The organism is uncultured Paracoccus sp. (genome assembly GCF_947496875.1).
Classification (GTDB): Bacteria; Pseudomonadota; Alphaproteobacteria; order Rhodobacterales; family Rhodobacteraceae; genus Paracoccus.
This window is the reverse complement of sequence record NZ_CANMEH010000003.1, coordinates 340076-362963: the sequence shown is the minus strand read 5'-3', so window position 1 is coordinate 362963 and position 22888 is coordinate 340076. Positions and strand designations below refer to the sequence as shown.

Here is a 22888-nt window from a genome sequence, read left to right as displayed (position 1 = left end):
TTGCCCTGACAGGCCTCGGATGGGCGCGCCTCGTCCTAGAACGGGATCTCGTCGTCGAATTCCGGACGGCCGCCGGCATCGCTCGGGCCCGATGACGTGCCCCGTCCGCCGCCGCTGCCCGCCTCACCGTAGCCGCCGGCCTGGCTGCCACCGCCGCTGCCGCCGCGACCATCCAGCATCTGCAGTTCGCTGCGATACGGGCGCAGCGCCACCTCGGTCGAATAGCGATCCTGGCCGCTCTGGTCCTGCCACTTGCGGGTTTCCAGCTGGCCCTCGATGTAGACCTTGCTGCCCTTCTTCAGATACTGCTCGGCCACCCGGACCAGCGGTTCGGAGTGGATCACAACGGTATGCCACTCGGTCCGTTCGCGCCGTTCGCCGCTGTTGCGGTCCTTCCACTGTTCAGAAGTGGCGATGCGCAGGTTGGCGATCTTGCCACCGTTCTGAAAGGTGCGGATGTCCGGGTCCTGTCCCAGATTGCCGACCAGAATGACCTTGTTGACGCTGCCCGCCATGGTTTGCCCCTTCGTACGAAATGCAGTTGCGCCGGTCTAGCGCCTGCGAAACCGACGCGCTACCCCGCGCGCGGACCGGCCGGCAGGTACCCCAAGAGCCCTCGTCGGCGGGAAATTGCCGACGCGATGAGAGGGAGGGAACCCGTCGCAGCCCGAAGTAGCCTCGGACGAGGTTCATTCGTATAGTCGGAGAAAAAAGAACAGGGACGAGAGGGTCAGATGCAGATCACCGTGACAGCACGTGGGTTTCTCAAGGCGGCGGTCGTCGCCATTCTAGCAGGCGGACTGGCGGTACCGGCTGCGGCGGACGGTCTGCGCCTGTCGGGCGCGTCCAGCAAGTCGCGCGCCAGCCAGTTCCAGCGACAGACCCAACTGATGGATTCGCGGCTGTCCGCGCAGTACCAGCGATCCCAGCGGCTGCGCCCTGATGCGGGGCGTGAGGGGCGCACGGTCACCGTGATCTCGCTCGACGGATCCGTTCCGACCAGCAACGCCATCCCGGCCTATCGCGGGAACCAGCGCAGCAAGTACCTGCCCCATGCGCGGGCCGTCGCGCGCAAGCATGGCATCCCCGAGGATCTGTTCCTGCGGCTGGTGCAGCAGGAATCGGGCTGGAACCCCGTCGCACGGTCCCACAAGGGCGCCCGCGGGCTGGCCCAGCTGATGCCCGGCACCGCGGCCGGGCTCGGCGTCAACCCCAACGATCCGCTGCAGAACCTGGACGGGGGTGCCCGCTATCTGCGCCAGATGTACAACACCTTCGGAAGCTGGCGGCTGGCGCTCGCCGCATATAACGCCGGTCCGGGCGCGGTTCGGAAATACAAGGGCATCCCCCCTTACCGCGAAACCAAGAACTACGTCCGGATCATCCACGGCGGCTGACCGTCGCCGCCCCCTGCGCCTGCCGCAGTTCTCGACGTGGCCGGGGCAGTTGACCGCTGCGTCGCACTTATCCACCGAAATCAACCACGTGTCATATTGCTGTGCCTTTACACGCATAGCTTTTGCCGTGACGATATCTGGTAGGTGGTTCCTGCACCTCTCCTAATCGTGGACCGCCCCACCGCCCGGCATCAGCCGGGCTGCCACAGACAGGACACGCATGGCACAGACCCACCGGCTGATCTCCTGTGACGACATCGACCCGATCGACATTGTCGAGACAGTCGCACTGCATCACCAGTGGGAGTTCGACAGGCCGACCGAAGACGAGATCGCGATGACCGTCGAGGGTCAGTGGCGGACCTATTCGGTGTCACTGTCGTGGTCCGCGCGCGAACAGGTGCTGCGCCTGATCAGCAGCTTCGACATGGACCCGCCGCCCGACCGGCTCGGCGCGTTGTACGAGGTGCTGAACCTGGCGAATGACCAGGTCTGGGACGGGGCGTTTACCTTCTGGGCGCCACAGCGGCTGATGGTCTGGCGCTACGGGCTGATCCTGAACGGCGAGGTCACCGCTTCGGCCGAGCAGGTAAGCCAGATGATCGATGCGGCGCTCGCCGCGTCGGAACGGTTCTATCCCGCCTTCCAGATGACCTGCTGGGGCGACGCGTCTCCCGCATCCGCGCTGACCGTTGCCATGGGGGCCATGTTCGGTCGGGCGTGAGGTCCTCGTCTGGACAGCGGCAGTGCCCTGTCCTACCCGGATCCGTATCGCAACGGAGGTGGCATGGACCTGGCGCGTCTGAATGATCGGGGACTGATCCTGGTCGGCTGCGGCCGCATGGGCGGTGCGCTGCTGAAGGGCTGGCTGAACCGCGGCCTGGACCCCGCCGCGGTTTACGTCATCGACCCGGCAGCGCCTGCCTGGCTGGCCGAGCGAGGCATTCGGGCGAACGGAGCCACGCCACCCAACCCGGCGGTGCTGGTGCTGGCGGTCAAGCCGCAGATGATGGGCGATGTGCTGCCCGCCCTGCAGGCTGCTGCCGAAGGAGCTGACACGCTGATCCTGTCGGTTGCCGCAGGGGTGACGCTCGAGCGCTTTGGCCGCGCCTTTCCGGGGGCGCCGATCGTCCGGGCGATGCCGAACACGCCGGCGGCGATCGGGCAGGGCATCTCTGCGATCATCGGCAATGACCGCGCCACCGCGGCACCGATGGATCTGGCACAGGCGCTCATGGCTGCGGTCGGGCGCGTCGTCCGGCTGCAGGACGAGTCGCAGATGGACGCGGTCACCGCCGTGTCGGGCTCGGGACCGGCTTACGTGTTCCACCTGATTGAAGCCTTGGCGCGGGCGGGCGAGGCCGAGGGGCTGCCGCCATCCTTGGCGCTGGATCTGGCGCGGGCCACCGTGGCCGGGGCAGGGGCTTTGGCTGTCGCGGGAGACGAAGACCCTGCCGTGCTGCGTGCGAACGTGACCTCGCCCGGCGGAACGACTGCTGCGGGGCTTGCGGTTCTGATGGACGACAGGTCGGGACTGCCGGACCTGATCCGCCGCACGGTCGCGGCCGCCGCCGCCCGCTCGCGGGAGTTGGGGCAATGAGCGGCCGTCCGGACGTCAACGCAGGGGACGAGGTCACGCCGCCGGACACCGCCGGACAGGGCCCTGCCACGATGCAGGACTTCGACCGGGTCGACATTCGTGTCGGCACGATCACGCGCGCCGAGCCTTTCCCCGACGCGCGGAAGCCGGCCTTCAAGCTGTGGATCGATTTCGGGCCGCTAGGTGAACGGCGCAGCTCGGCGCAGATCACGCGCAATCATGATCTCGATGCGCTGGTCGGACAGCAGGTTCTGGCTGTCGTGAATTTTCCGCCGCGCCAGATCGGCAAGGTGAGGTCCGAGGTACTGGTGCTCGGTCTGCCGGATGCCGATGGCGAGGTGGTGTTGATCGTGCCCGACAAACCCGTTCCCGATGGTGGAAGGATGTACTGATGCGCCTGCTGGTGACCCGCCGCATGACCACCGCGGCCGAGGCCGCCCTCGGCACCCGGTTCGACGCCGATTTTCGCGACTCGACAGAGGCGCTGACGCCGGCAGAAGCGGCCGACGCGATGCGCGGCTACGACGCCATCATCCCCACCCTCGGCGACGGTTTCTCTGCCGCGGCTTTTGCAGGCAACGGGCTGCGGACCAGGCTACTGGCCAATTTCGGGGCGGGCTACAACCACATCGATCTGGATGCGGCAAGGGCGGCGGGCGTCATGGTGTCGAACACGCCGGGGGTGGTCACCGACGCGACGGCCGACATTGCCATGACCCTGATCCTGATGACCGCGCGGCGGGCGGGCGAAGGCGAACGGCTGGTCCGCGCCGGTGAATGGACGGGGTGGCAGCCGACCCAGATGCTGGGGCGCCATGTCACTGGTGCGACCGTCGGCATCGTGGGAATGGGGCGAATCGGCAAGGCGGTCGCCGCCCGCTGCCATGCCGGTTTCGGCATGCGGGTCGTTTTCCACAACCGGTCGCGGGTGACCTCGATGCCGGTGCCCGCGACGCAGATGCCCGATCTGCCCGCCGCGCTGGCCGCGGCGGATTTCGTCGTTCTAGCCGTTCCGGGCGGTGCCGAAACCCGGCACCTGATCGGCCCCGCCGAGCTGCAGGTGATGCGCGCGGAGTCATTCCTGATCAACGTGTCGCGCGGCGACGTGGTGGACGAAGCGGCGCTGATCGCGGCGCTGCAGGCGGGACAGATCGCCGGCGCCGGGCTGGACGTCTATGAACGCGAACCGCTGGTTCCCGATGCGCTGCGCGTCATGCAGAACGTGACGCTGCTGCCGCATCTCGGGACGGCGGCGGAACAGGTGCGCACCGACATGGCGCTGCGGGCGATGGCAAATCTGGTCGCGCTGGACGAAGGCCGGGACCTGCCTGATCGCGTGGCATGAAAGTGTGATCGCCTGGCGTAGCCGGCGGACGTGATCACACGTCGTGACGCGGCATTCGCCCCGAGACGGCACGATGCGGCCGGTTGACGTCGCGCAGATCGACCGACAGGCATTCGCATTCGACCGCCAGCGCGCCGTCGCCCGCGAAGGTCAGCACCAGGGTTCCCGCCCCGTCCTCGGCCGGGGTCCAGGCCAGCGCCAGCAGCGACAGCACCGTGTCGCGGTCGGACTGATCGATGCCGTCGCTGCGGATGCCCAGCACGTCGCGGATCACCAGCAGCGAGCGCACCCGCTCATAGGGGCGATCCTCGTCCGGGGACTCCGGCACGTCTTCCCAGCGGAACCGGCTGACCAGCAGGGCCAGCGCCCGGGACTTCCGATCGAAGCGGATGTCGCCGACCGTCAGCACCGCGTCCTGCACCAGGGCGGACAGCACCGGCAGGTCGTCGGCGGCCTCGGCCCGCAGCGCCAAGGGTCCGGGGCCCGCATCGAAGAAGGCGGCATCGCGCGATCCGTCATTCATGGGCAACGGGCTCCTTTATGCGTTCGATGTCGGCGCCGACGCCGCGCAGCTTGCGCACGACCTTCTCATAGCCGCGATCGAGGTGGTAGACCCGGCTCACCACGGTTTCGCCCTCGGCGGCAAGCCCCGCCAGGATCAGGCTGACCGAGGCACGCAGATCCGTCGCCATCACCGGTGCGCCCTTCAGCTTCTCGACCCCGGTCACCCGCGCGTGGCCGCCATGCACATCGATGCGCGCGCCCATCCGCAGCAGTTCGGGCGCATGCATGAACCGGTTCTCGAAGATCGTCTCTTCCAGGTCGCTGACCCCGTCGGCGGTGCAGAGCATGGCCATCATCTGGGCCTGCAGGTCGGTTGGAAAGCCCGGAAAGGGTTCGGTCCGGACGTTGACCGGCCGGATTGCGCCGTTGAGGCGGCTGACCGTCAAGCCGCGCTCGGTCTCGGTAACCGAGATTCCGGCCTCGTCCAGCTTCTCGCAGAATGCCCGGACCAGCTCTATCCGGCCGCCCAGACAGGTGACCTCGCCACCGCACATCGCGGGCGCCAGCATGTAGGTGCCCAGCTCGATCCGGTCGGTGACAACCGGGTGGGTGGCCCCGTGCAGCCGGTCGACGCCCTGGATGGTGATGGTCGCGCTGCCTTCGCCCTCGATCTCGGCCCCCATCGCGCGCAGGCAGCGGGCCAGGTCGACGATCTCGGGTTCGCGCGCGGCGTTGTTCAGCACCGTCGTGCCGCGGGCCAGCGTCGCCGCCATCAGCGCGTTTTCGGTCGCGCCGACGGACACCAGCGGGAAATCGACTACCGCCCCCCGCAGCCCGCCCGACGGCGCTGTCGCATGGACATAGCCGTCGCGCAGGTCCAGCCGGGCGCCCATCGCCTCCAGCGCCTTCAGATGCAGATCCACCGGTCGGGCGCCGATGGCACAGCCCCCCGGCAGCGACACGATTGCCTGCCCATCGCGCGCCAGCATCGGCCCGAGCACCAGGATCGACGCCCGCATCTTGCGGACGATGTCGTAATCGGCCCGGGGGCTGGTCAGGTCGTGGCTGGACAGCGCGAGCACCGTGCCATCCTGCAGCGACGCGACCTCGGCCCCCAGCGACTGCAGCAGTTCCGTCATGGTGCGAATGTCCGACAGCCGCGGCGCGTTGGTCAGCGTCAGCGGCTGATCGGACAGCAACGTGGCGGGCATCAGGGTCAGGCAGGCGTTCTTGGCCCCGGCGATGGCGATATCGCCGTTCAGCGGGCCATTCCCCCGCACAAGGATCTGGTCCATTTATCCCTCGTTCCTGCTTGTCCCGTCCGGACCGATGCCCTGGCGTGTCTCTGCTGCGTCGCCGGGCCGGTCCGGATGATCCGCGCCCGGCGTTTCGCCGCCGTCGGCCGCCGGTCCGGCGGCGCGGCTGCGGGCCTGACCCTTGCGCCGCTGCAGATTCGCACGCAGCGCGGCGGCACGACGAGCCGCGCGGTCGGTCGGAGCAGGGGACGGCTTGTCGGGGCGATCGATCATCGGCACCCCTTAACCGTGCGGGCCAAGCCCGTCCAGAAGGCATGGGCGCAGCAACCTGCAGGGTACCGACGCACGCGACACATATCGTGTCGCGACAAGCTGACCCGGTCGTCTCAACCATTCGGAAATGCTATACGGCACCCACGGATCCGGAGTGAATCGCTGAATGCGGCGATCCCCTCGGTAGGAACGAATGAAGGAGGTAGCTGTCGGATGCGGGTTCTGGTCTTCAATGCCGGCAGTTCCAGCCTGAAGTTCGGAGTGTTCGATGGCGATGCACGCATCTTCAAGGGCAGCTTCGACCGGTTCCGCGACGACGGCTGCGACTTCGTTTTCTGCGATCCGACGGAGACACGCGGACGCGCCCCGCACGGCGATCTCGACACTGCCATAGCGGCGGTCCCCGCCGTGCTTGCCGATCACGGGATCGACGGGCTGGACGCCATCGGGCACCGCATCGCCCATGGGGGTACGGAGTTCGCCAAACCGGCGCTGCTTGACGCGGAATGCATCGCGCGGATCGAGGCGCTGATCCCGCTCGCCCCGCTGCACAATCCCGCGAACCTGGCGGCCGTCCAGATGGCCCGTCGGATCTGGCCCGAGTTGCCGCAACTGGGGGTGTTCGACACGTCGTTCCACCTGACCAACCCCGCGCGCGCCACGACCTATGCGGTCCCGGCCGAGTGGCGCGCGGCCGGCCTGCGCCGGTTCGGGTTTCATGGCACGTCGCACAAATATGTGGCGCTGCGCGCCGCCAAAGAAATCGGCGCGCCGCTGTCCGATCTGCGGATCATCAGCGTGCATCTGGGCAACGGCGCGAGCGTCTGCGCGATCCAGCGCGGCGAAAGCCTGGACAGTTCCATGGGCCTGACCCCGCTGGAAGGTCTGGTGATGGGTACCCGGTCCGGCGATGTCGATCCTGGCGCCTTCGGCTTTCTGCATCGGCAGCTGGGGCTCTCGATCCCCCAGATCGAGCATGCGCTCTACCACGATAGCGGATTGAAGGCGCTGACCGGCAGTTCCGACATGCGCGATGTCGAGGATCGTGCCGCGGCCGGCGATGCCGAAGCGCAGGCTGCGATCCACCTTTATGCCTACCGGGCCCGCAAGTACGTCGGTGCCTATGCCGCGGCGATGGGCGGCGTCGACGCCATCGTGTTTACGGGGGGGATCGGCGAGAACTCGGCATCCATGCGGCGGCGCATCTGTGACGGGCTGGACTTCATGGGTCTGGATCTGGACCACGACCGAAACGCCCATGTGGATCTTGCCGATTACGCAGCCCCGCAGATTCAGGCTTACGGCAGCCGGGTGCGGGTGATTGTGACCGAGACGGCCGAACAGCTGATGATCGCGCGCGAGGTTGCCGCGTCCCTCGCGCGGCCCGCGATCACGCCGCGCCCGATACCCATCGCCGTTTCCGGGCGGCACGTGCATCTGTCCCCCGAGGCTGTCGAGGCCCTGTTCGGTCGCGGGTATCAGCTGACGATCGACAGGCAGCTGCGCCAGCCGGGAAACTGGTCAGCGGTCGAACGGGTGGCAGTGGAAGGGCCCAAGGGAACGCTGCACGACGTGGCGATCCTCGGACCGCTGCGCAAGCGGACGCAGACCGAGGTCTCGCGCACCGACAGCTTCGCGCTGGGGATCGACGTTCCGGTCCGTGACAGCGGTCAGCTGGACGGAACGCCGAGGGTTCGGCTGATCGGGCCGGCAGGAACGTTCGATACCGATGGGCTGATCGTCGCCGCCCGGCACATTCACACCAATCCGCAAGACGCTGTCGCCATGGGGCTGAGCGACGGACAGGTCGTGCAGGTCGAGGTCACGGGCGGCACCGGACGGGGCGTCACGTTTTCACGCACGCTTGTCAGGGTTGCGCCGAACGCCTTTACCGAGATGCATATCGATACGGACGAGGCCAATGCAGCAGGCATCGTGGGTGCGGCGGATGGGGCGCTGGTCCCCGGCATCGCCGGGGCCCCGGCGGCCTGATCCGCCCCTTGCCAAGGAAGCGGGTCGCGCCAGCGACTGCGATGCGCCGGTTCCGCGACGGAAGGTCGCGACCGGTTACCCTGCCTCGCGCACCCGCTCCTCGACCACCTCGAACGGCACGCCGGGCTCGTCCTTGGCGCCGCGGATCACCAGCGAGGTCTTGACGCTGGCGACGTTCGGGGCCGCGGTCAGCTGCTCGGTCAGGAACCGCTGGAAGGTGGAAAGGTCGGGCGAGACGCATTTCAGGATGAAGTCGATCTCGCCGTTCAGCATGTGGCATTCGCGGACCAATGGCCAACTCTGGGCAAGTGCCTCGAAGGCCGTCAGGTCGCGCTCGGACTGAGAAGCGAGCCGGACCAGCGCGAACACCTGCACCTCGAAGCCCATCGCCCGCGGATCGATGTCGGCGTGGTAGCCGCGGATGTAACCCTGCTCTTCCAGGGTGCGAACGCGACGCAGGCACGGAGGGGCGGATATGCCCGACCGACGCGCCAGTTCGACATTCGTCATCCGCCCGTCTGCTTGCAACTCGGCCAGGATCCGGCGGTCGATTTCATCCAGCCTGGTGCCTGCCATCATTCCTCCGGCCATCCACGAGTTTCAGGAAACTATCGCGCAGCGCGCCGATGCGCAATAATGTTTCCCGGCGGCAGGGTCTCATTGCGGGACCGAGAGGGGCGGCTTAATTGTCAGGGAACATACTCACGATCGAAGGGCTGCTTCATGACAGAGCCAAATCGTCACCATGTCCGTGTGCTGATCATCGGCTCGGGCCCGGCAGGCTACACCGCCGCGATCTATGCCGCGCGCGCGATGCTGCAGCCGCTGTTGATCCAGGGCATGCAACCGGGCGGTCAGTTGACGATCACCACTGATGTCGAGAACTGGCCGGGCGACACCGAGGTCCAGGGTCCGGCACTGATGCAGCGCATGGAAGACCATGCCCGCGCGATGGGGGCCGAGGTGGTGACAGATACGGTGACGCGGCTGGATCTGCAGCGGCGCCCGTTCGTCGCCGAGTGCGACAGCGGCGCGCGCATCACGGCCGACGCCGTCATCCTGGCCACCGGCGCGCAGGCCCGCTGGCTCGAGTTGCCCAGCGAGGACAAGTACAAGGGCTTTGGCGTCAGCGCCTGCGCCACTTGCGACGGCTTCTTCTATCGCGGCAAGGAGGTGATCGTCGTCGGCGGCGGCAACACCGCGGTCGAGGAGGCGCTCTTCCTGACGAACTTCGCCAGCAAGGTGACGCTTGTCCATCGCCGCGATAGCCTACGAGCCGAACGGATCATGCAGGACCGCCTGTTCAAGAATCCCAAGATCGACGTCGTCTGGAACCATCAGGTCGACGAGATCCTGGGGACGGAGGGGCCCCTGTCTGTGACCGGGGCGCGGCTGAGATCCACGCTGGACGGGTCCATCACCGACCTGCCGGCGGATGGCGTGTTCATCGCCATCGGCCACTCGCCGTCGTCCGAACTCGTCAGGGACCAGTTGCCGTTGCGACGTGGCGGCTATGTCGAGGTGGAAAAGGGATCGGCGCGCACGGCCATCCCCGGGGTATTCGCCGCCGGGGACCTGACCGACGATGTCTATCGTCAGGCGGTCACCAGCGCCGGCATGGGTTGCATGGCGGCGCTGGATGCCGAGCAATGGCTGGCCGAGCAGGGGCAGGCAGAGGCGGGCCCTGATGCGCCGACCGAGGCGGAGATCGCCTCGGCCTGATCTGCTACCGCATTGCCACGATGGAAAAGCACAGCAGGCTGGGAAACGCCTCGGGCTTCCTGCTGCTGTTGCAAGCCGGGACTTGCTGCTTGGGGGGCAGGAGCTTAATCCCTGTCAGCGGCGAAGCCCGCCGCCAGTATGCAGAGCGAGCTCATGACCCAATCTCTCGCCCCGATTCCCGAGCTTTATGTCAACGCCGACTCGGCCCAAAAGCTGAAGCGCGCAGCGGGCGAGATGCCGTCGTGGGACCTCACCCAGCGCCAGATCTGCGATCTGGAACTGCTGATGAGCGGGGGCTTCTTCCCGCTGAAGGGGTTTCTGAACCGGGTGGATTACGACACCGTGGTGGAGACGATGCACCTGTCATCGGGTGCGCTGTGGCCAATCCCCGTGACACTGGATGTGAGCGAGGAATTTGCCGCCAGCATCGAGACCGGCCAGGATATCGCGCTGCGGGACCAGGAAGGCGTGATCGTGGCGATCCTTTCGGTGACGGACAGATGGACCCCGAACAAGGCGCTCGAGGCCGAAAAGGTGTTCGGGGCCGACGACCTCGCCCATCCGGCGGTGAACTATCTGCACAACGTTGCCGGCCCGGTCTATCTCGGCGGTCCGATTACCGGCATCCAGGCGCCGACCCACTACGACTTCAAGGCACGGCGGGACACACCCAACGAGTTGCGGGCCTTCTTTCGCAAGCTCGGATGGCGGCGGATCGTGGCGTTCCAGACCCGCAACCCGCTGCATCGCGCACATCAGGAACTGACCTTCCGGGCCGCGCGCGAGGCGCAGGCGAACCTGCTGATCCATCCCGTCGTCGGCATGACCAAGCCGGGCGATGTCGACCATTTCACCCGGGTGCGCTGCTACGAGGCGGTGCTGGACAAGTATCCGGCCGCCACCACCCATCTGTCGCTGCTGAACCTGGCGATGCGGATGGCGGGTCCGCGCGAGGCCGTGTGGCACGGCATCATCCGTCGCAACCACGGCATGACCCACATGATCGTCGGCCGTGACCATGCCGGCCCGGGCAAGAACAGCGAGGGCCGCGACTTCTACGGCCCGTATGACGCGCAGGAACTGTTCCGCCAGCACCAGGAGGAGATCGGCATCGAGATGGTCGACTTCAAACAGATGGTCTACGTGCAGGAGCGGGCGCAGTACGAGCCGCGCGACGAAGTCGAGGACGGCGCCACCATCCTCGACATCTCGGGCACCGAGCTGCGTCGCCGGCTGCGCGAGGGGCTAGAGATCCCGGACTGGTTCAGCTTCCCCGAGGTTGTCGAGCAGTTGCGCCGCACCTCGCCGCCACGCGATCAACAGGGTTTCACCGTGTTCTTCACCGGACTCAGCGGGTCCGGGAAATCGACCGTCGCCAACGCGCTGATGGTCAAGCTGATGGAGATGGGCGGGCGCCCGGTGACGCTGCTGGACGGCGATGTCGTCCGCAAGCATCTGTCGTCGGAACTGGGATTCAGCAAGGAACACCGCGACATCAACATCAAGCGGATCGGCTATGTCGCGTCCGAGATCACCAAGAATGGCGGGATCGCACTCTGCGCGCCGATCGCTCCCTACACGGCAACCCGCCGCGCCGTTCGCGAAATGGTCGAACAGTATGGCGCGTTCTGCGAGGTGCATGTCGCAACCCCGCTGGAGGAGTGTGAACGTCGCGACCGCAAGGGGCTTTACAGGCTCGCGCGAGAGGGAAAGATCAAGGAATTCACCGGGATCTCGGACCCTTATGAGGAGCCGCGATCCCCGGAGCTGCGGGTGGACACCACTGGCATCGACGTCGACAACGCGGCTCATCAGGTGCTGCTGAAACTGGAAGGAATGGGGCTGATCGGGGTGACCTGAGCAAGCGCCTGCCTTGACAGCGTCGGTGTCCTCGGCTCCAAGCTACCGGCAACATCTGACGAGGGCCCGATGGCCGACCCCGTACTGATCCTGACGATGAAGTGGGGGACGCTGTATGGGGCCGAGGACGTGAACCGTCTGGCGCGGCAGGTCCGTCGCAACCTGTCGCGGCCGTATCGGTTCATCTGCTTCACCGACGACAGCACGGGCATCGGCGAAGGGGTGGAGCCCCTGCCGCTGCCCGACCTGGGTCGGAGCCTGTGCCCGGGTGACACGCGATGGCGGAAACTGGCGCTCTTCGGCAAGGATCTGGAGGTATTTGCCGACGCGACCGCCCTGTTTCTCGACCTTGACCTGGTGGTCGTGGACGACCTGTCGCCCTTTTTCGATCTGCAGGGCGGAGTCTTCATGATCCGGGACGACGACCTGTTCCGTCCCAAGCGCCTGCGCGGTCTGAGGCCCGCACGCGACCGCTTCCTGCACTCCGTCGGCAACTCGTCGGTGTTCCGATACGAGGTGGGGGCACACGACTACATCCTCGATGCATATCTGCAGGATCCCGCCGCGGCTCGGCGCGCCTACGAGATCAGTCAGCAGTTCCAGAGCGCACAGCTGGCCGCACGCGGTCACCTGGACTATTGGCCGCGCGGCTGGTGTGTCAGCTTCAAGAACGACTGCGTGGGTCGGGGACCGCGCAGCTGGTGGGCCGACCCGGCATTGCCGCCGGGGGCGCGGATCGTCGTGTTCGCCGGCAATCCCAAGATGGGGGACGTGTTCGCAGGCAGGGGGCAGACCTGGTATCGGCGGATCGGTGAGATCGACTGGCTGCGGCAAGCGTGGCAGGGATGAGCCACAGATGATCGCCCGGGCGCTCCGTCAGTGGAAAAGATCGCGTCGTCTCTCCCGGTATGAGGCCGAGATTGGCGGCCGACCGGCAGACGGACAGCCGCACGGGCTGCGCGCACCCCTGATCGTCAGCCTGACGAGCTATCCTGCACGATTCAGGGCGTTGCATCTGGTGCTGCGTTCGCTGGTGACGCAAAGCGTCCGCGCCGACCGCGTGATCCTGTGGCTCGATGCAGAAGACGAGACGCGCCTGCCGCCCGAGGCAGTCGTGCCCGGTGTCGAAGTCCGGTCGTGCCCCAACTGGCGCAGCTACAAGAAGATCGTTCCCACGCTTCTGGAATGGCCGGACGCCTACATCGTGACGGCCGACGATGACCTCTATTACGACCGCGACTGGCTGATGAAGCTGGTATCCCGCGCGGACGCCGGCGTGGTCTGCCATCGCGCGCATCGGATCGCGCTCGACAACGTCGGCTATCCTCGCCCCTATGGCGAATGGCAGCGCAACATCACCGCGCCAGACCAGGGCGAACTGGTCTTTCCCACGGGCGTGGGGGGAGTGCTTTACGCACCCGGCGTGTTTCACGATGATGTCTGCCGCAGCGACCTGTTCCAGACGCTTGCGCCATCGGCCGATGATGTCTGGCTCTACTGGATGCACCGCCTGCGGGGCAGCCGGCCGGCCAAGGTCGGTGGACGGTTCCGCATCACCGAGTGGCACGGCAGCCAAGCCGCCAACCTGAGGTCGGGTAACCTCGAGGGTGGCGGCAATGATCGTGCGATCCAGGCGATGATCGCCCGCTATGGCTTCCCGATAGTCCCCACTGTCGGCCGGCCCGCGTGGTCAATGCACGCTGACCGGCTTCAGTTCGTTTTGGCGGGCAAGCGCAAAAGCCATGCGGCGGTCCCGGACGAGCGCCAGGCGCTCGCCGTCGATCCCGTGAAGGGCGTAGAGTGAGTCGACGCCCGGCGCCTGCAGCCGGACCTCGTCCGGCAGGTCGCTGATCTCGACGCGGCGGATGTAGACGACATTGCCGTCGTCAAGCTGCGAAAAATCGAATTTGGCGTTCATGTCGATCCCCTGTTCTGGCGGCTGATCGGAATGGTCCTGACGATGCTGTCTGGCTTGTGCCGGCGCAGGTCCACGTCCAGCAGACCGTTTTCCAGCTGGGCACCGCTTACCTCGAGCCCTTCGGCCAGCACGAAGCTGCGCTGAAAGGCGCGGGCCGCAATGCCGCGATGCAGCAGGATCCGAGATCCGCCCGTTTCGGTCTGGCGTCCGCGGATGACCAGCTGCCGATCCTCTAGCGTCACCGACAGATCGGACTCGGCAAACCCGGCCACCGCCAGGGTGATGCGGAACCCGTCCGGGGCAAGATGCTCGATATTGTAGGGCGGATAGCCTTCTGCCCCCTTGGCAGCCCGTTCGGCCAGCCGTTCGAGCTGATCGAACCCCAGCAGATAGGGATGCGTTCCAAGACCCATCTTCGACATTCGCAAGCCCTTTCCACAAAGCGACTTCATCGTACGGGTCCCGACTGCGGCAACCCGTGCAAGGGATATGGGTCGCGCAGGCCGCTCTCGCAAGTCCGGCAAGATTCGGTTCACGATTGCAGAACCGGCATGTAAGATGCTGGCGCCGACCGACAATGGCCAAATGAACCGGCACCGATACGGTACGCCGGCAGCAGAGCAGTGGACCCAGCCCCGATGAACGCGCTTCATGAAATGTCCCACGACGAGATCCTTCGCACCAAGTTGGCGGGGCTGAAGAGCGAGCATCGCGAACTGGACGAGGCCATCGCGGAGCTGGCGTCCGGCGGTGTGGTGTGTACCATGACGCTGGGGCGGATGAAGAAGCAGAAGCTGATCCTGAAGGATCAGATCGCCCGGCTCGAGGACGAGCTGACACCCGACATCATCGCCTGAGGTCTGCGGCGCACCCGGTGCAGATTGCGCGCGCCGCCGCCGCGGCTATGATGCCCGTCTTGCAGCGGAAAGGGCGGGCATGACAGTCGCGGTCGGCATCATCATGGGCAGCCAGTCGGACTGGGCGACCATGCGCGAGGCGGCCCAGATCCTCGACGATCTGGGGGTCGCCTACGAGACCCGGATCGTCAGCGCCCACCGTACCCCTGATCGGCTGTGGGAGTACGGACGGGACGCAGTCGGTCGCGGGTTGCAGGTGATCATCGCCGGCGCCGGCGGGGCTGCCCACCTGCCGGGCATGATGGCCTCGAAGACTCGGGTGCCCGTGATCGGGGTTCCGGTCCAGACTCGCGCCCTGTCGGGCGTGGATTCGCTCTATTCCATCGTCCAGATGCCAAAGGGATTTCCGGTCGCGACCATGGCGATCGGGGCGGCCGGCGCGGCCAACGCGGGGCTGATGGCGGCCGCAATCCTGGCGCTGCAGGACCCGGGACTTGCCGAACGGCTGGACGGGTGGCGCGCGGCGCTGTCGGCGTCGATCCCCGAGGTTCCGGCCGATGAATGACGTGTCGCCCGAGCCGCTGAAACCCGGCGCGACCATCGGCATCCTGGGCGGGGGCCAGCTGGCCCGCATGCTGTCGGTCGCCGCCAGCCGCCTGGGGTTCCGCAGCCACATTTTCGAGCCAGGCCCCGCCCCGGCCGGCGATGTGGCCCATTCCGTGACCGCGGCGCCGTATGAGGAAACCACGGCGCTGCAGGCATTCGCTGCCGCGGTCGACATGGTGACCTACGAATTCGAGAACGTGCCGACGGCGGCGCTGGACGTGATCGAGCGCATCGTGCCGATCCGCCCGAACCGGCGCGCCCTGGCGGTCAGCCAGGACCGGCTGGACGAAAAGGACTTCCTCACCGGCCTTGGCCTTGCCACCGCTCCCTATCATCGAGTCGACAGCGTGGAGGACCTGGCCACCGCGATGGCCCGGCACGACCGCGCCATCCTGAAGACCCGGCGCCTGGGATATGACGGCAAGGGCCAGGTCAGCCTGTCCGCGGGGGACGATCCCGCCGCAGCGTGGGCGCAGGTGAACGCACCCGCTGTGCTGGAGGGCTTTGTCGCGTTCTCGGCCGAGATCAGCGTCATCGTCGCGCGCGGGCAGGACGGCGCCGTGGCGGCCTATGATCCGGGGCTGAACGTCCATCGCGGCGGCATCCTCCGCACCACGACGATCCCCTGCGGCCTTCCGGCCCGGCTGATCCCGGACGCGGTGCTGATCGCGTCGCGGATCGTGTCGGCGCTCGATTACGTCGGCGTGCTGGGGGTCGAGTTGTTCGTCACGCCAGCCGGGCTGATCGTGAACGAGATCGCGCCGCGCGTGCACAATACCGGCCACTGGACCCAGGCGGGGTGCGCCGTGGACCAGTTCGAGCAGCATGTTCGCGCGGTTGCGGGCCTGCCGCTGTCGGACGCGCGGCGCCATGCCGACGTCGTCATGGAAAACCTGATCGGCGACGATCTGGACCGTCTGCCCGACCTGCTGACCACGCCCGACCTGCAGATCCACCTCTATGGCAAGGCCGAGGTCAGGCCGGGCCGCAAGATGGGGCATGTGAACCGGATCATCCGCGCGGGCTGATCCGGCCGCTGGTCAGCCAGGCGGCAGCACTTCGCGCAGATAGCGGATCATGTTGCCGCCCATCACCTTGGCGATCTGCTCCTCGGTCAGCCCCTCGTCCAGCAACGAATGGGTCAGGGCCGGCAGCCCCGCCGCGTCGAACGGCACGCCCACCGACCCGTCCCAGTCCGAGCCGAGCGCGACCGCGTCATCGCCCAGCAGGGCGACCGCCGCCTTGATGGTCCGGGCGATCCCGGCCGGGCTGTCGTCGTCGCAGGTCACGTCGTCCCAGAAGCCGATCCCAACGATTCCGCCGCGCGACACGATCTGCTGCAGCAAAGGATCGGGCAGGTTGCGCGGGGTATCGCACGTGCTGCGGATGCCGGTATGGCTCAGCAGCGGCCGGGTGCCCGCAATCGAGAGCACGTCCCGGACCATCTCGGGCCCGGCGTGTGCCAGGTCGATCACCATGCCGCGCCCGGTCAGCTCCTCCACGACCTCGCGGCCGAAATCGGTCAGGCCGAGGTCGTCCTCGCCGTGTAACGATCCGCCCAGCTCGTTGTCGAAGAAATGCGTCAATCCGACCAGCCGAAAGCCCGCCCCGTCCATCACCGTCAGGTTGGCAAGATCGCCCTCCAGCGGGTGCGCGCCCTCCATCCCCAGCACCGCGCCGATCACGCGACTGCCGCTGGCGCGGTCTGCCAGGACGCCGTCCAGATCGCCGCGGCTGCGGATCAGGCGCAACTGGTCGGGATGGTCGCTGGCCAGCGCGCGCAGCCGGGCCGCCTGGTCAAGCGCCCGTTCCTTCAGGCTGAACCAGCTCTGCACCGGGCGCAGCTGGCCGATCACCAGCGGGGTGATGTTGTCCGGCGCCTCGGTATCGTTCGCCGCATAGTTCTGGCCGCGCGGGCTTTTCGTCACGGTCGTGAACACCTGCACGGCGATGTTGCCCTCATTCAGGCGGGGCAGATCGACATGGCCTTCGTCCCGGCGCCCGGACAGGTCGCGGTCCCACAGCAGGGGGTCCGCGTGCAGATCGCCGATGACCAGCCGCCGGTGCAGGGCGCGGGCGCCCTCGGACACGGGCCAGGCCTCGTCCGCCGTGACCGGGTTCAGCCGGCCGGCAACGAACCGGGGTCCGGCCAGCAGCACGACCAGAACGGCGACCGCCAGCAGGCCAGCCAGGATCATCAGTGCCCGCCGCAGCCGGCGCGGGCGACGGCGCCCGAACGGATCGCGGGCCATTTCAGCCCTCCATCTGCTCCAACTCGTCGATCAGGGCTTCGATCATCGACAGGCCCTTGTCCCAGAACGACGGATCGGCCGCGTTCAGGCCGAATGGCGCCAGCAACTCGGAATGATGCTTGGACCCGCCCGCCCGCAGCATGTCGAAATACTTGGCCTGGAAGCCCTCGGGCTGGTCCTCGTAGGCGGCATAGAGCGCATTCACCAACCCGTCGCCGAACGCATAGGCATAGACGTAGAAGGGCGAGTGCACGAAATGGGGCACATAGGTCCAGAACGTCTCGTAGCCGGGCATGAACTCGAACGCGTCGCCCAGCGATTCATGCTGAACCGCCATCCACAGCGCGTTGATGTCATCGGGCGTCAGCTCGCCCTCGGCCCGCGCCGCGTGCAACCGGCATTCGAAATCATAGAAGGCGATCTGCCGCACGACGGTGTTGATCATGTCCTCGACCTTGCCGGCCAGCAGGGCCTTGCGCTGGCCCGGGTCGGTCGTCCGGTCCAGCAAGGCGCGGAAGGTCAGCATCTCGCCAAAGACGCTGGCGGTCTCGGCCAGGGTCAGGGGGGTCGAGGACAGCAGCTCGCCCTGCGCGGCGGCCAGGCGCTGGTGAACGCCGTGGCCGAGCTCATGCGCCAGCGTCATCACGTCGCGCGGCTTGCCCAGATAGTTGAGCATCACATAGGGGTGCACGGTGGTGACGGTCGGGTGTGCGAACGCCCCCGGCGCCTTGCCCGGTTTCACGCCCGCGTCGATCCACCCCTTGTCGAAGAACGGTCGCGCCAGATCAGCCAGCTGCGGATCGAACCCGGCATAGGCGTCCAGGACCGTGCTGCGAGCTTCGTCCCAGCCGATCGTGCGCGGCGTTTCCGTGGGCAGGGGCGCGTTGCGATCCCAGACCTGCAGCCGGTCCAGCCCCAGCCACCGCGCCTTCAGCCGGTAGTAGCGGTGCGACAGGCGGGGATAGGCAGCGACGACGGCGTTGCGCAGCGCCTCGACAACCTCGGGCTCGACATGGTTCGCCAGATGCCGGCCGAATTGCGGCGTCGGCAACTTGCGCCACTTGTCCTCGACGGCCTTTTCCTTGGCGAGCGTGTTGTGGATGCGGGCGAACAGCTTGACGTTCTCGCCGAACACCTGCGCCAGGACCCGCGCACCTGCCTCGCGGCGAGGGCGGTCATGGTCGGTCAGCAAGTTCAGCGTGGCCTCGAGTCCCAGCGTCTCGCCATCCACGTCAAAGGTCAGCGCCGCCATCGTCTCGTCGAACAGCCGGTTCCACGCGGCGGCGCCGACGACGCTGTTGTCGTGCAGGAAGCGTTCCAGTTCGTCGGACAGCTGATAGGGGCGCATTGCGCGCATCCGGTCGAACACCGGTCGGTAGCGCGACGGACCGCACGGGGCCGAGAACATCTGCTGATAGACGTCCTCGGGGATGCGGTTGAATTCCAGGCCGAAGAACACCAGCGGCGCGGTCATGTCCGTGATCTGCGCCTGCAGGTCGCTCATCTGCTTGGCGCGGGCCGCGTCGATGGTGTTCTGGTAATAGCGCAGCCCGACATAGGACATGATCCGCCCGCCCAGAATGTCGAGGCGCTGGTAGCGTTCGATGCACTCCAGCATTTCGGCCGGCGTGAGGCTGGCCAGCCGCCCTTGATAGTCGGCCGCAAAGCCGGCACAGCCGGTTTCCAACTCGGCCAGATCCCGGGCCAGTTCGGGCGCGTCCGGGGCCGCGTAAAGGTCGCTCAGGTCCCAGTCCGGCAGCTGACCCAATGATGCTGTCGTGCCGCCCGGACGTTCGGCATCGCGAAGGGGCTGGTGGTTCATCGGGCTTCCTTTCGTCTGGGTGTCTGGCTCCATCTGTCCCTTTGCGCGGTCCGGTTCAAGCTGCCCGCGCACGCGCGGTCGCAAGCGTCGTGCGCGGGACCGTGTTCCAGTCGCGGCGCGTCGCCCGGACGATCGTTTCCGCGGATCGCCCCTGCGCAGACCGGTCGCCCCGCCTGATTGCGCCGGGTTCCGGCGGCGCTTAGCGTCTGCGCGACGATGCATGGCGGCCCGAGTCACGGGGTCGCGACAAAAATGGGGATGACCATGACCGATCCGACCGAACCGGGGCAAACGCCGCCACAGGGTTTCGACACGCTGGCCATTCACGCCGGCAGCGCCCCCGATCCGGCGACCGGCGCCCGCCAGGTGCCGATCTACCAAACCACCGCCTATCAGTTCCGCGATGCCGACCACGCCGCGCGGCTCTTCAACCTCGAAGAGGTGGGCTACATCTATTCCCGCCTGACCAATCCGACCGTCGGTGCGCTGCAGGACCGCATCGCGGCGCTGGAAGGCGGCGCCGGCGCGGTCTGCTGTTCGTCGGGGCACGCCGCCCAGATCATGGCGCTGTTTCCGCTGATGGGGCCGGGGCTGAACATTGTCGCCTCGACCCGGCTCTACGGCGGAACGGTGACGCAGTTCGGACAATCGATCAAGCGCTTCGGCTGGTCGGCGCGCTTCGTCGATCTGGACGATGAGGATGCGATCCGCGCCGCCATCGACGAGAACACGCGTGCGATCTTCTGTGAATCGATCGCCAACCCCGGTGGCTATGTCACCGACATCCCGGCCATCGCGCGGATCGCCGATGCCGCCGGCATCCCGCTGATCGTCGACAACACCCTGGCCACGCCCTATCTGTGCCGGCCGATCGAGATGGGCGCGACGCTGGTCGTCCACAGCCTGACCAAGTACCTGACCGGCAACGGCACGGTGATGGGTGGCGTGGTGGTGGACAGCGGCAGCTTCGACTGGTCGGCAAGCGACCGGTTCCCGTCCCTGTCCGCGCCCGAGCCTGCCTATCACGGCCTGAAGTTCCACGAGACGTTCGGGGCTGCCGCCTTCACCTTCCACTCCATCGCCATTGGTCTTCGCGACCTCGGCATGACGCTGAACCCGCAGGCGGCCCATTACACGCTGATGGGGATCGAGACGCTGGGACTGCGGATGCCGCGCCATGTCGAGAACGCCACAAGGACCGCCACCTTCCTGTCCGGGCACGACCGGGTGGCGGCGGTCAGCTATGCCGGGCTGCCCGACAACCCATGGCACGACCGCGTACAGCGGCTGTATCCCAAGGGCGCCGGGGCGCTGTTTACCGTGCAGTTGAAGGGCGGATATGATGCCTGCGTCCGGTTCATCGACGCGCTGAAGCTGTTCAGCCATGTCGCCAACCTCGGCGACGCGCGGTCGCTGGCGATCCATTCGGCCTCGACGACGCACCGGCAGCTGACCGAGGCACAACAGGTCGCGGCTGGCGCCGGACCGGATCTGGTGCGGCTGTCGATCGGGATTGAGGATTGCGCGGATATCATCGCCGATCTGGATCAGGCCCTGGCCGCGGCCGGATAGGCCGCGGGGGTCGCAGGCCGTGTTCCGGGATGACCGGAACACGGCAGCCTTTCAGGATCCCGGCGCCTTCGGCGCCTGCCATCCGCGCCACACGCTGACCACGCGCACCAGAAAAGCCGCGGCGACACCGACGACGACCGTCACCCCGCCGGGCAGGGCCAGCGCTTGTCCGGCAACCACCATCATCGCGCCGACCAAGGCCGCGAGCGCATATACATCCTCGCGCAGGACCCGGGGCACCTCGGCCACCAGCATGTCGCGCAATGCGCCACCCCCGACCGCCGTGACTACCCCCAGCAGGATCGCCGGCAGCGGGTCCACGCCGTACAGCAGCGCCTTTCGGCAACCGCTGACCGCGAAAAGCCCAAGGCCGAGTGCATCCAGCAGCATGACCGGCTTGCTGATCCGCTCGATCAGACGGTGGCCGACAAAGACGCACAGGGCCGAGGCGATGGCGGCCAGCAGATAGCGGCTGTCCTGCAGCGCCGCGGGCGGCGTCACCCCCAGCGCGACATCCCGCAGCATCCCGCCGGCCAGCGCGGCGGCCAGCGCCAGGACCGTGATGCCAAAGATGTCCAGCCCGCGCCGCACCGCCAACATCGCGCCGCTGATGCCGAAGACAAAGGTTCCGAGGAGGTCGAGCCCGAGGCCCAGAAGTGTCGCCGCCATGCCGATCCCCCCGGTTCCGGCGCTGTCCGTAGGTGCACGGCGCTAGCCCAACTCCCGTCATGGCGTCCCTGACACGGCCGCTGCCATCTCTCAAGGCGCAACCTGGCCGAACAATCGGGAAAACGACGGCGTCACCAATACGCGACACCGTTGCTGCGCGGTGCGCCGGCTGGCAGGAGGCGCGCGCTCGCACGTTCCGGTTCAGCCTCAGGTCCGTCTGGCGCTGCAACGGGCGCGCTCAAACCGCCGCCGAAGAGGGATCGCTTACCCGCCGTGACCCCAATGGTAATCCTGCGTGGGCCAGGACGGGTCGCTCATCTCACCATGCAGCATGCCATGCCACTCATGTGGTCCGAGCATGTGAGCCGGTCCGGCGCCGTCGCCGCAGGGGCCGGTGCTCCCGTACCCCGGTCCGGCCCCGTTGGCGCCGGTCAGCACGTAGGTCGCGGTGACCTGCGCGGTCACGTTCAGCTCGCCCGCCTCGATCGGCGTCGAGGCCATGTCGCGTTCGGCGCGCGCCATCATCATCACCGGACCCGGCGGCGCGCCGACCAGCGTGTCCGACATCGAGACCAGAGCGCCCAGCTGCAGACCCGCAGCCTCGGCCAGAACCGCGGCGCGGTGCCGTGCACTCTCGACGGCCCTGCGCCGCGCCTCGTCCTCGGTCGGCTGCAGGTCGTCGCGCGCAAAGCTGATACCCTGCACCTCGTTCGCACCCGCGCCCACCAGCATGTCCAGGGTACGGCCCAGCCGACCCAGGTCCCGGATCGTGACCGATACCATGTTCTGGGCCTGATAGCCGGTGATCACCGGCGGGCGCCCTTGGTCGGAATAATCCTGCACCGGCGACAGGTTCAGGCCGGACGTCTGGATATCGCGGCCGTCCACGCCTTCGGCCCTGAGCAGGTCGATCACCGCCCGTTGCCGGGCGGCATTGTCCGCCATGGCCTGCCCGGCCGTGGGGGCCTGCACTGTTACCCCAACCATGATCGTCGCGATGTCGGGCTGCACCCGGGCCTGCCCTTCGCCGGTCGCCGTCAGGGTGGGCAGGTCCGGACTGCCAGAGACTCCGGCCATGTCCCGGCAGCCCGGCATTGCCCAGGCGGTTGCGGGAAGCATCGCCGCCATGGCCAGCAGCGGCATCATGCGGGTGGCGGGGCGGGAAACGGGAAACGACATGATGACCTCTGGCCCGTGGAAGGGATGGAAAGACGCGCTGGAATCGAACGTCGACCGTCTGGCA

At 67.4% G+C, this 22888-nt stretch carries 24 protein-coding genes and 1 pseudogene; 14 read left to right on the top strand and 11 right to left on the bottom strand.

The genetic code is table 11. From position 1 onward, the window contains the following. Positions 1-35: 35 nt before the first annotated feature. On the bottom strand, positions 36-515 hold the full coding sequence (ssb, locus tag Q0938_RS06190) for a single-stranded DNA-binding protein (protein WP_299360282.1): 480 nt from the start codon (positions 513-515) through the stop codon (positions 36-38). A gap of 219 nt (positions 516-734) precedes the next feature. Between ssb and Q0938_RS06185 the strand changes: the two genes are divergently transcribed. The 5 genes from Q0938_RS06185 (at position 735) to Q0938_RS06165 (ending at position 4342) form a co-directional block, all read left to right on the top strand. Further along, complete coding sequence (locus tag Q0938_RS06185) at positions 735-1397, top strand: lytic transglycosylase domain-containing protein (RefSeq protein ID WP_299360281.1); 663 nt, start codon at positions 735-737, stop codon at positions 1395-1397. 220 nt (positions 1398-1617) lie between these two features. Further along, a complete protein-coding gene (locus Q0938_RS06180) occupies positions 1618-2121 on the top strand; it encodes a YbjN domain-containing protein (protein WP_299360280.1) in 504 nt (167 codons plus the stop codon). 63 nt (positions 2122-2184) lie between these two features. After that, on the top strand, positions 2185-2997 hold the full coding sequence (proC, locus tag Q0938_RS06175; protein ID WP_299360279.1) for a pyrroline-5-carboxylate reductase: 813 nt from the start codon (positions 2185-2187) through the stop codon (positions 2995-2997). Positions 2998-3068: 71 nt separating this feature from the next. Further along, on the top strand, positions 3069-3389 hold the full coding sequence (locus Q0938_RS06170) for a tRNA-binding protein (RefSeq protein WP_299360278.1): 321 nt from the start codon (positions 3069-3071) through the stop codon (positions 3387-3389). Continuing rightward, on the top strand, positions 3389-4342 hold the full coding sequence (locus Q0938_RS06165) for a D-glycerate dehydrogenase (RefSeq protein WP_299360276.1): 954 nt from the start codon (positions 3389-3391) through the stop codon (positions 4340-4342). Before Q0938_RS06170 ends, Q0938_RS06165 begins: the two co-directional genes overlap by 1 nt. Positions 4343-4376: 34 nt before the next feature. Here the strand turns inward: Q0938_RS06165 and Q0938_RS06160 are convergent, their stop codons facing one another. From Q0938_RS06160 to Q0938_RS06150, 3 genes are read right to left on the bottom strand one after another with little or no spacing between them, the layout of a single operon-like run. Then, on the bottom strand, positions 4377-4865 hold the full coding sequence (locus tag Q0938_RS06160) for a DUF2948 family protein (RefSeq protein WP_299360274.1): 489 nt from the start codon (positions 4863-4865) through the stop codon (positions 4377-4379). Further along, positions 4858-6141 carry a UDP-N-acetylglucosamine 1-carboxyvinyltransferase gene (murA, locus tag Q0938_RS06155; protein WP_299360273.1) on the bottom strand — a complete coding sequence of 428 codons (1284 nt, stop codon included), beginning with the start codon at positions 6139-6141 and terminating at the stop codon, positions 4858-4860. Before murA ends, Q0938_RS06160 begins: the two co-directional genes overlap by 8 nt. Further along, entirely contained in the window at positions 6142-6375 is a 234-nt protein-coding gene (locus Q0938_RS06150) for a hypothetical protein (RefSeq protein WP_299360272.1), read from the bottom strand. It abuts the gene before it with no gap. 213 nt (positions 6376-6588) lie between these two features. Here Q0938_RS06150 and Q0938_RS06145 point away from each other — a divergent pair, with 213 nt between their 5' ends. After that, positions 6589-8367, top strand: coding sequence for an acetate/propionate family kinase (locus Q0938_RS06145; protein ID WP_299360271.1), 1779 nt, complete (start codon positions 6589-6591; stop codon positions 8365-8367). Positions 8368-8442: 75 nt separating this feature from the next. On the opposite strand, the gene Q0938_RS06140 is transcribed toward Q0938_RS06145, so the two are convergent. Next, positions 8443-8943, bottom strand: a complete 501-nt coding sequence (locus tag Q0938_RS06140) for an Lrp/AsnC family transcriptional regulator (protein ID WP_299360270.1) — start codon at positions 8941-8943, stop codon at positions 8443-8445. Between the two features lie 147 nt (positions 8944-9090). Between Q0938_RS06140 and trxB the strand changes: the two genes are divergently transcribed. The 4 genes and pseudogenes from trxB to Q0938_RS19365 all read left to right on the top strand — a co-directional run. Continuing rightward, positions 9091-10089, top strand: a complete 999-nt coding sequence (trxB, locus tag Q0938_RS06135; protein ID WP_299360269.1) for a thioredoxin-disulfide reductase — start codon at positions 9091-9093, stop codon at positions 10087-10089. Positions 10090-10242: 153 nt separating this feature from the next. Further along, the gene (locus Q0938_RS06130; RefSeq protein ID WP_299360268.1) at positions 10243-11949 is read left to right on the top strand and encodes a bifunctional sulfate adenylyltransferase/adenylylsulfate kinase; all 1707 of its coding nucleotides are present in this window, start codon (positions 10243-10245) and stop codon (positions 11947-11949) included. A gap of 69 nt (positions 11950-12018) precedes the next feature. After that, positions 12019-12798: a hypothetical protein gene (locus tag Q0938_RS06125; RefSeq protein ID WP_299360267.1), complete on the top strand. Its 780-nt coding sequence runs from the start codon at positions 12019-12021 to the stop codon at positions 12796-12798. A 7-nt stretch (positions 12799-12805) separates the two neighbouring features. Further along, positions 12806-13282: pseudogene (locus Q0938_RS19365) on the top strand (glycosyltransferase); the annotation flags it as partial. Positions 13283-13639: 357 nt separating this feature from the next. Here Q0938_RS19365 and Q0938_RS06115 read toward each other — a convergent pair. Continuing rightward, positions 13640-13867, bottom strand: coding sequence for a DUF1150 domain-containing protein (locus tag Q0938_RS06115; RefSeq protein ID WP_299360263.1), 228 nt, complete (start codon positions 13865-13867; stop codon positions 13640-13642). Beyond that, complete coding sequence (locus tag Q0938_RS06110) at positions 13864-14289, bottom strand: Hsp20 family protein (RefSeq protein WP_299360261.1); 426 nt, start codon at positions 14287-14289, stop codon at positions 13864-13866. Before Q0938_RS06110 ends, Q0938_RS06115 begins: the two co-directional genes overlap by 4 nt. 216 nt (positions 14290-14505) lie before the next feature. On the opposite strand from Q0938_RS06110, the gene Q0938_RS06105 reads away from it, so the two are divergent. The 3 genes from Q0938_RS06105 (at position 14506) to Q0938_RS06095 (ending at position 16358) form a co-directional block, all read left to right on the top strand. After that, a complete protein-coding gene (locus tag Q0938_RS06105) occupies positions 14506-14724 on the top strand; it encodes a DUF465 domain-containing protein (protein WP_299360260.1) in 219 nt (72 codons plus the stop codon). A 79-nt stretch (positions 14725-14803) separates the two neighbouring features. Then, positions 14804-15289, top strand: a complete 486-nt coding sequence (gene purE, locus Q0938_RS06100) for a 5-(carboxyamino)imidazole ribonucleotide mutase (protein ID WP_299360259.1) — start codon at positions 14804-14806, stop codon at positions 15287-15289. Then, positions 15282-16358 carry a 5-(carboxyamino)imidazole ribonucleotide synthase gene (locus Q0938_RS06095; RefSeq protein ID WP_299360258.1) on the top strand — a complete coding sequence of 359 codons (1077 nt, stop codon included), beginning with the start codon at positions 15282-15284 and terminating at the stop codon, positions 16356-16358. The genes purE and Q0938_RS06095 overlap by 8 nt, the downstream gene beginning before the upstream one ends. A gap of 12 nt (positions 16359-16370) precedes the next feature. Here Q0938_RS06095 and Q0938_RS06090 read toward each other — a convergent pair whose 3' ends face one another. Continuing rightward, positions 16371-17582 (bottom strand): membrane dipeptidase, encoded by a 1212-nt coding sequence (locus Q0938_RS06090; protein ID WP_299360257.1) that lies wholly within the window; start codon positions 17580-17582, stop codon positions 16371-16373. Position 17583: 1 nt separating this feature from the next. Beyond that, entirely contained in the window at positions 17584-19404 is a 1821-nt protein-coding gene (locus Q0938_RS06085; protein ID WP_299360256.1) for a M3 family oligoendopeptidase, read from the bottom strand. Positions 19405-19668: 264 nt separating this feature from the next. Here Q0938_RS06085 and Q0938_RS06080 point away from each other — a divergent pair, with 264 nt between their 5' ends. Next, positions 19669-20976 carry an O-acetylhomoserine aminocarboxypropyltransferase/cysteine synthase family protein gene (locus tag Q0938_RS06080; protein ID WP_299360255.1) on the top strand — a complete coding sequence of 436 codons (1308 nt, stop codon included), beginning with the start codon at positions 19669-19671 and terminating at the stop codon, positions 20974-20976. Between the two features lie 51 nt (positions 20977-21027). On the opposite strand, the gene Q0938_RS06075 is transcribed toward Q0938_RS06080, so the two are convergent. Beyond that, complete coding sequence (locus Q0938_RS06075; RefSeq protein ID WP_299360254.1) at positions 21028-21645, bottom strand: trimeric intracellular cation channel family protein; 618 nt, start codon at positions 21643-21645, stop codon at positions 21028-21030. Positions 21646-21909: 264 nt separating this feature from the next. Further along, positions 21910-22824, bottom strand: a complete 915-nt coding sequence (locus Q0938_RS06070) for an SIMPL domain-containing protein (protein ID WP_299360252.1) — start codon at positions 22822-22824, stop codon at positions 21910-21912. Between the last annotated feature and the right edge of the window lie 64 nt (positions 22825-22888).

Excerpts from the sequence above, each read along its gene's own strand:
- Q0938_RS06070 (WP_299360252.1), bottom strand. The coding sequence starts at position 22,824 with ATGTCGTTTCCCGTTTCCCGCCCCGCCACCCGCATGATGCCGCTGCTG.
- Q0938_RS06125 (WP_299360267.1), top strand. The coding sequence starts at position 12,019 with ATGGCCGACCCCGTACTGATCCTGACGATGAAGTGGGGGACGCTGTAT.
- Q0938_RS06140 (WP_299360270.1), bottom strand. The coding sequence starts at position 8,943 with ATGGCAGGCACCAGGCTGGATGAAATCGACCGCCGGATCCTGGCCGAG.
- Q0938_RS06105 (WP_299360260.1), top strand. The coding sequence starts at position 14,506 with ATGAACGCGCTTCATGAAATGTCCCACGACGAGATCCTTCGCACCAAG.
- proC (WP_299360279.1), top strand. The coding sequence starts at position 2,185 with ATGGACCTGGCGCGTCTGAATGATCGGGGACTGATCCTGGTCGGCTGC.
- Q0938_RS06170 (WP_299360278.1), top strand. The coding sequence starts at position 3,069 with ATGCAGGACTTCGACCGGGTCGACATTCGTGTCGGCACGATCACGCGC.
- trxB (WP_299360269.1), top strand. The coding sequence starts at position 9,091 with ATGACAGAGCCAAATCGTCACCATGTCCGTGTGCTGATCATCGGCTCG.
- Q0938_RS06110 (WP_299360261.1), bottom strand. The coding sequence starts at position 14,289 with ATGTCGAAGATGGGTCTTGGAACGCATCCCTATCTGCTGGGGTTCGAT.
- Q0938_RS06085 (WP_299360256.1), bottom strand. The coding sequence starts at position 19,404 with ATGAACCACCAGCCCCTTCGCGATGCCGAACGTCCGGGCGGCACGACA.
- Q0938_RS06150 (WP_299360272.1), bottom strand. The coding sequence starts at position 6,375 with ATGATCGATCGCCCCGACAAGCCGTCCCCTGCTCCGACCGACCGCGCG.
- Q0938_RS06165 (WP_299360276.1), top strand. The coding sequence starts at position 3,389 with ATGCGCCTGCTGGTGACCCGCCGCATGACCACCGCGGCCGAGGCCGCC.
- Q0938_RS06095 (WP_299360258.1), top strand. The coding sequence starts at position 15,282 with ATGAATGACGTGTCGCCCGAGCCGCTGAAACCCGGCGCGACCATCGGC.
- Q0938_RS06180 (WP_299360280.1), top strand. The coding sequence starts at position 1,618 with ATGGCACAGACCCACCGGCTGATCTCCTGTGACGACATCGACCCGATC.
- Q0938_RS06115 (WP_299360263.1), bottom strand. The coding sequence starts at position 13,867 with ATGAACGCCAAATTCGATTTTTCGCAGCTTGACGACGGCAATGTCGTC.
- purE (WP_299360259.1), top strand. The coding sequence starts at position 14,804 with ATGACAGTCGCGGTCGGCATCATCATGGGCAGCCAGTCGGACTGGGCG.
- ssb (WP_299360282.1), bottom strand. The coding sequence starts at position 515 with ATGGCGGGCAGCGTCAACAAGGTCATTCTGGTCGGCAATCTGGGACAG.
- Q0938_RS06160 (WP_299360274.1), bottom strand. The coding sequence starts at position 4,865 with ATGAATGACGGATCGCGCGATGCCGCCTTCTTCGATGCGGGCCCCGGA.
- Q0938_RS06080 (WP_299360255.1), top strand. The coding sequence starts at position 19,669 with ATGACCGATCCGACCGAACCGGGGCAAACGCCGCCACAGGGTTTCGAC.
- Q0938_RS06145 (WP_299360271.1), top strand. The coding sequence starts at position 6,589 with ATGCGGGTTCTGGTCTTCAATGCCGGCAGTTCCAGCCTGAAGTTCGGA.
- murA (WP_299360273.1), bottom strand. The coding sequence starts at position 6,141 with ATGGACCAGATCCTTGTGCGGGGGAATGGCCCGCTGAACGGCGATATC.
- Q0938_RS06185 (WP_299360281.1), top strand. The coding sequence starts at position 735 with ATGCAGATCACCGTGACAGCACGTGGGTTTCTCAAGGCGGCGGTCGTC.
- Q0938_RS06090 (WP_299360257.1), bottom strand. The coding sequence starts at position 17,582 with ATGGCCCGCGATCCGTTCGGGCGCCGTCGCCCGCGCCGGCTGCGGCGG.
- Q0938_RS06130 (WP_299360268.1), top strand. The coding sequence starts at position 10,243 with ATGACCCAATCTCTCGCCCCGATTCCCGAGCTTTATGTCAACGCCGAC.
- Q0938_RS06075 (WP_299360254.1), bottom strand. The coding sequence starts at position 21,645 with ATGGCGGCGACACTTCTGGGCCTCGGGCTCGACCTCCTCGGAACCTTT.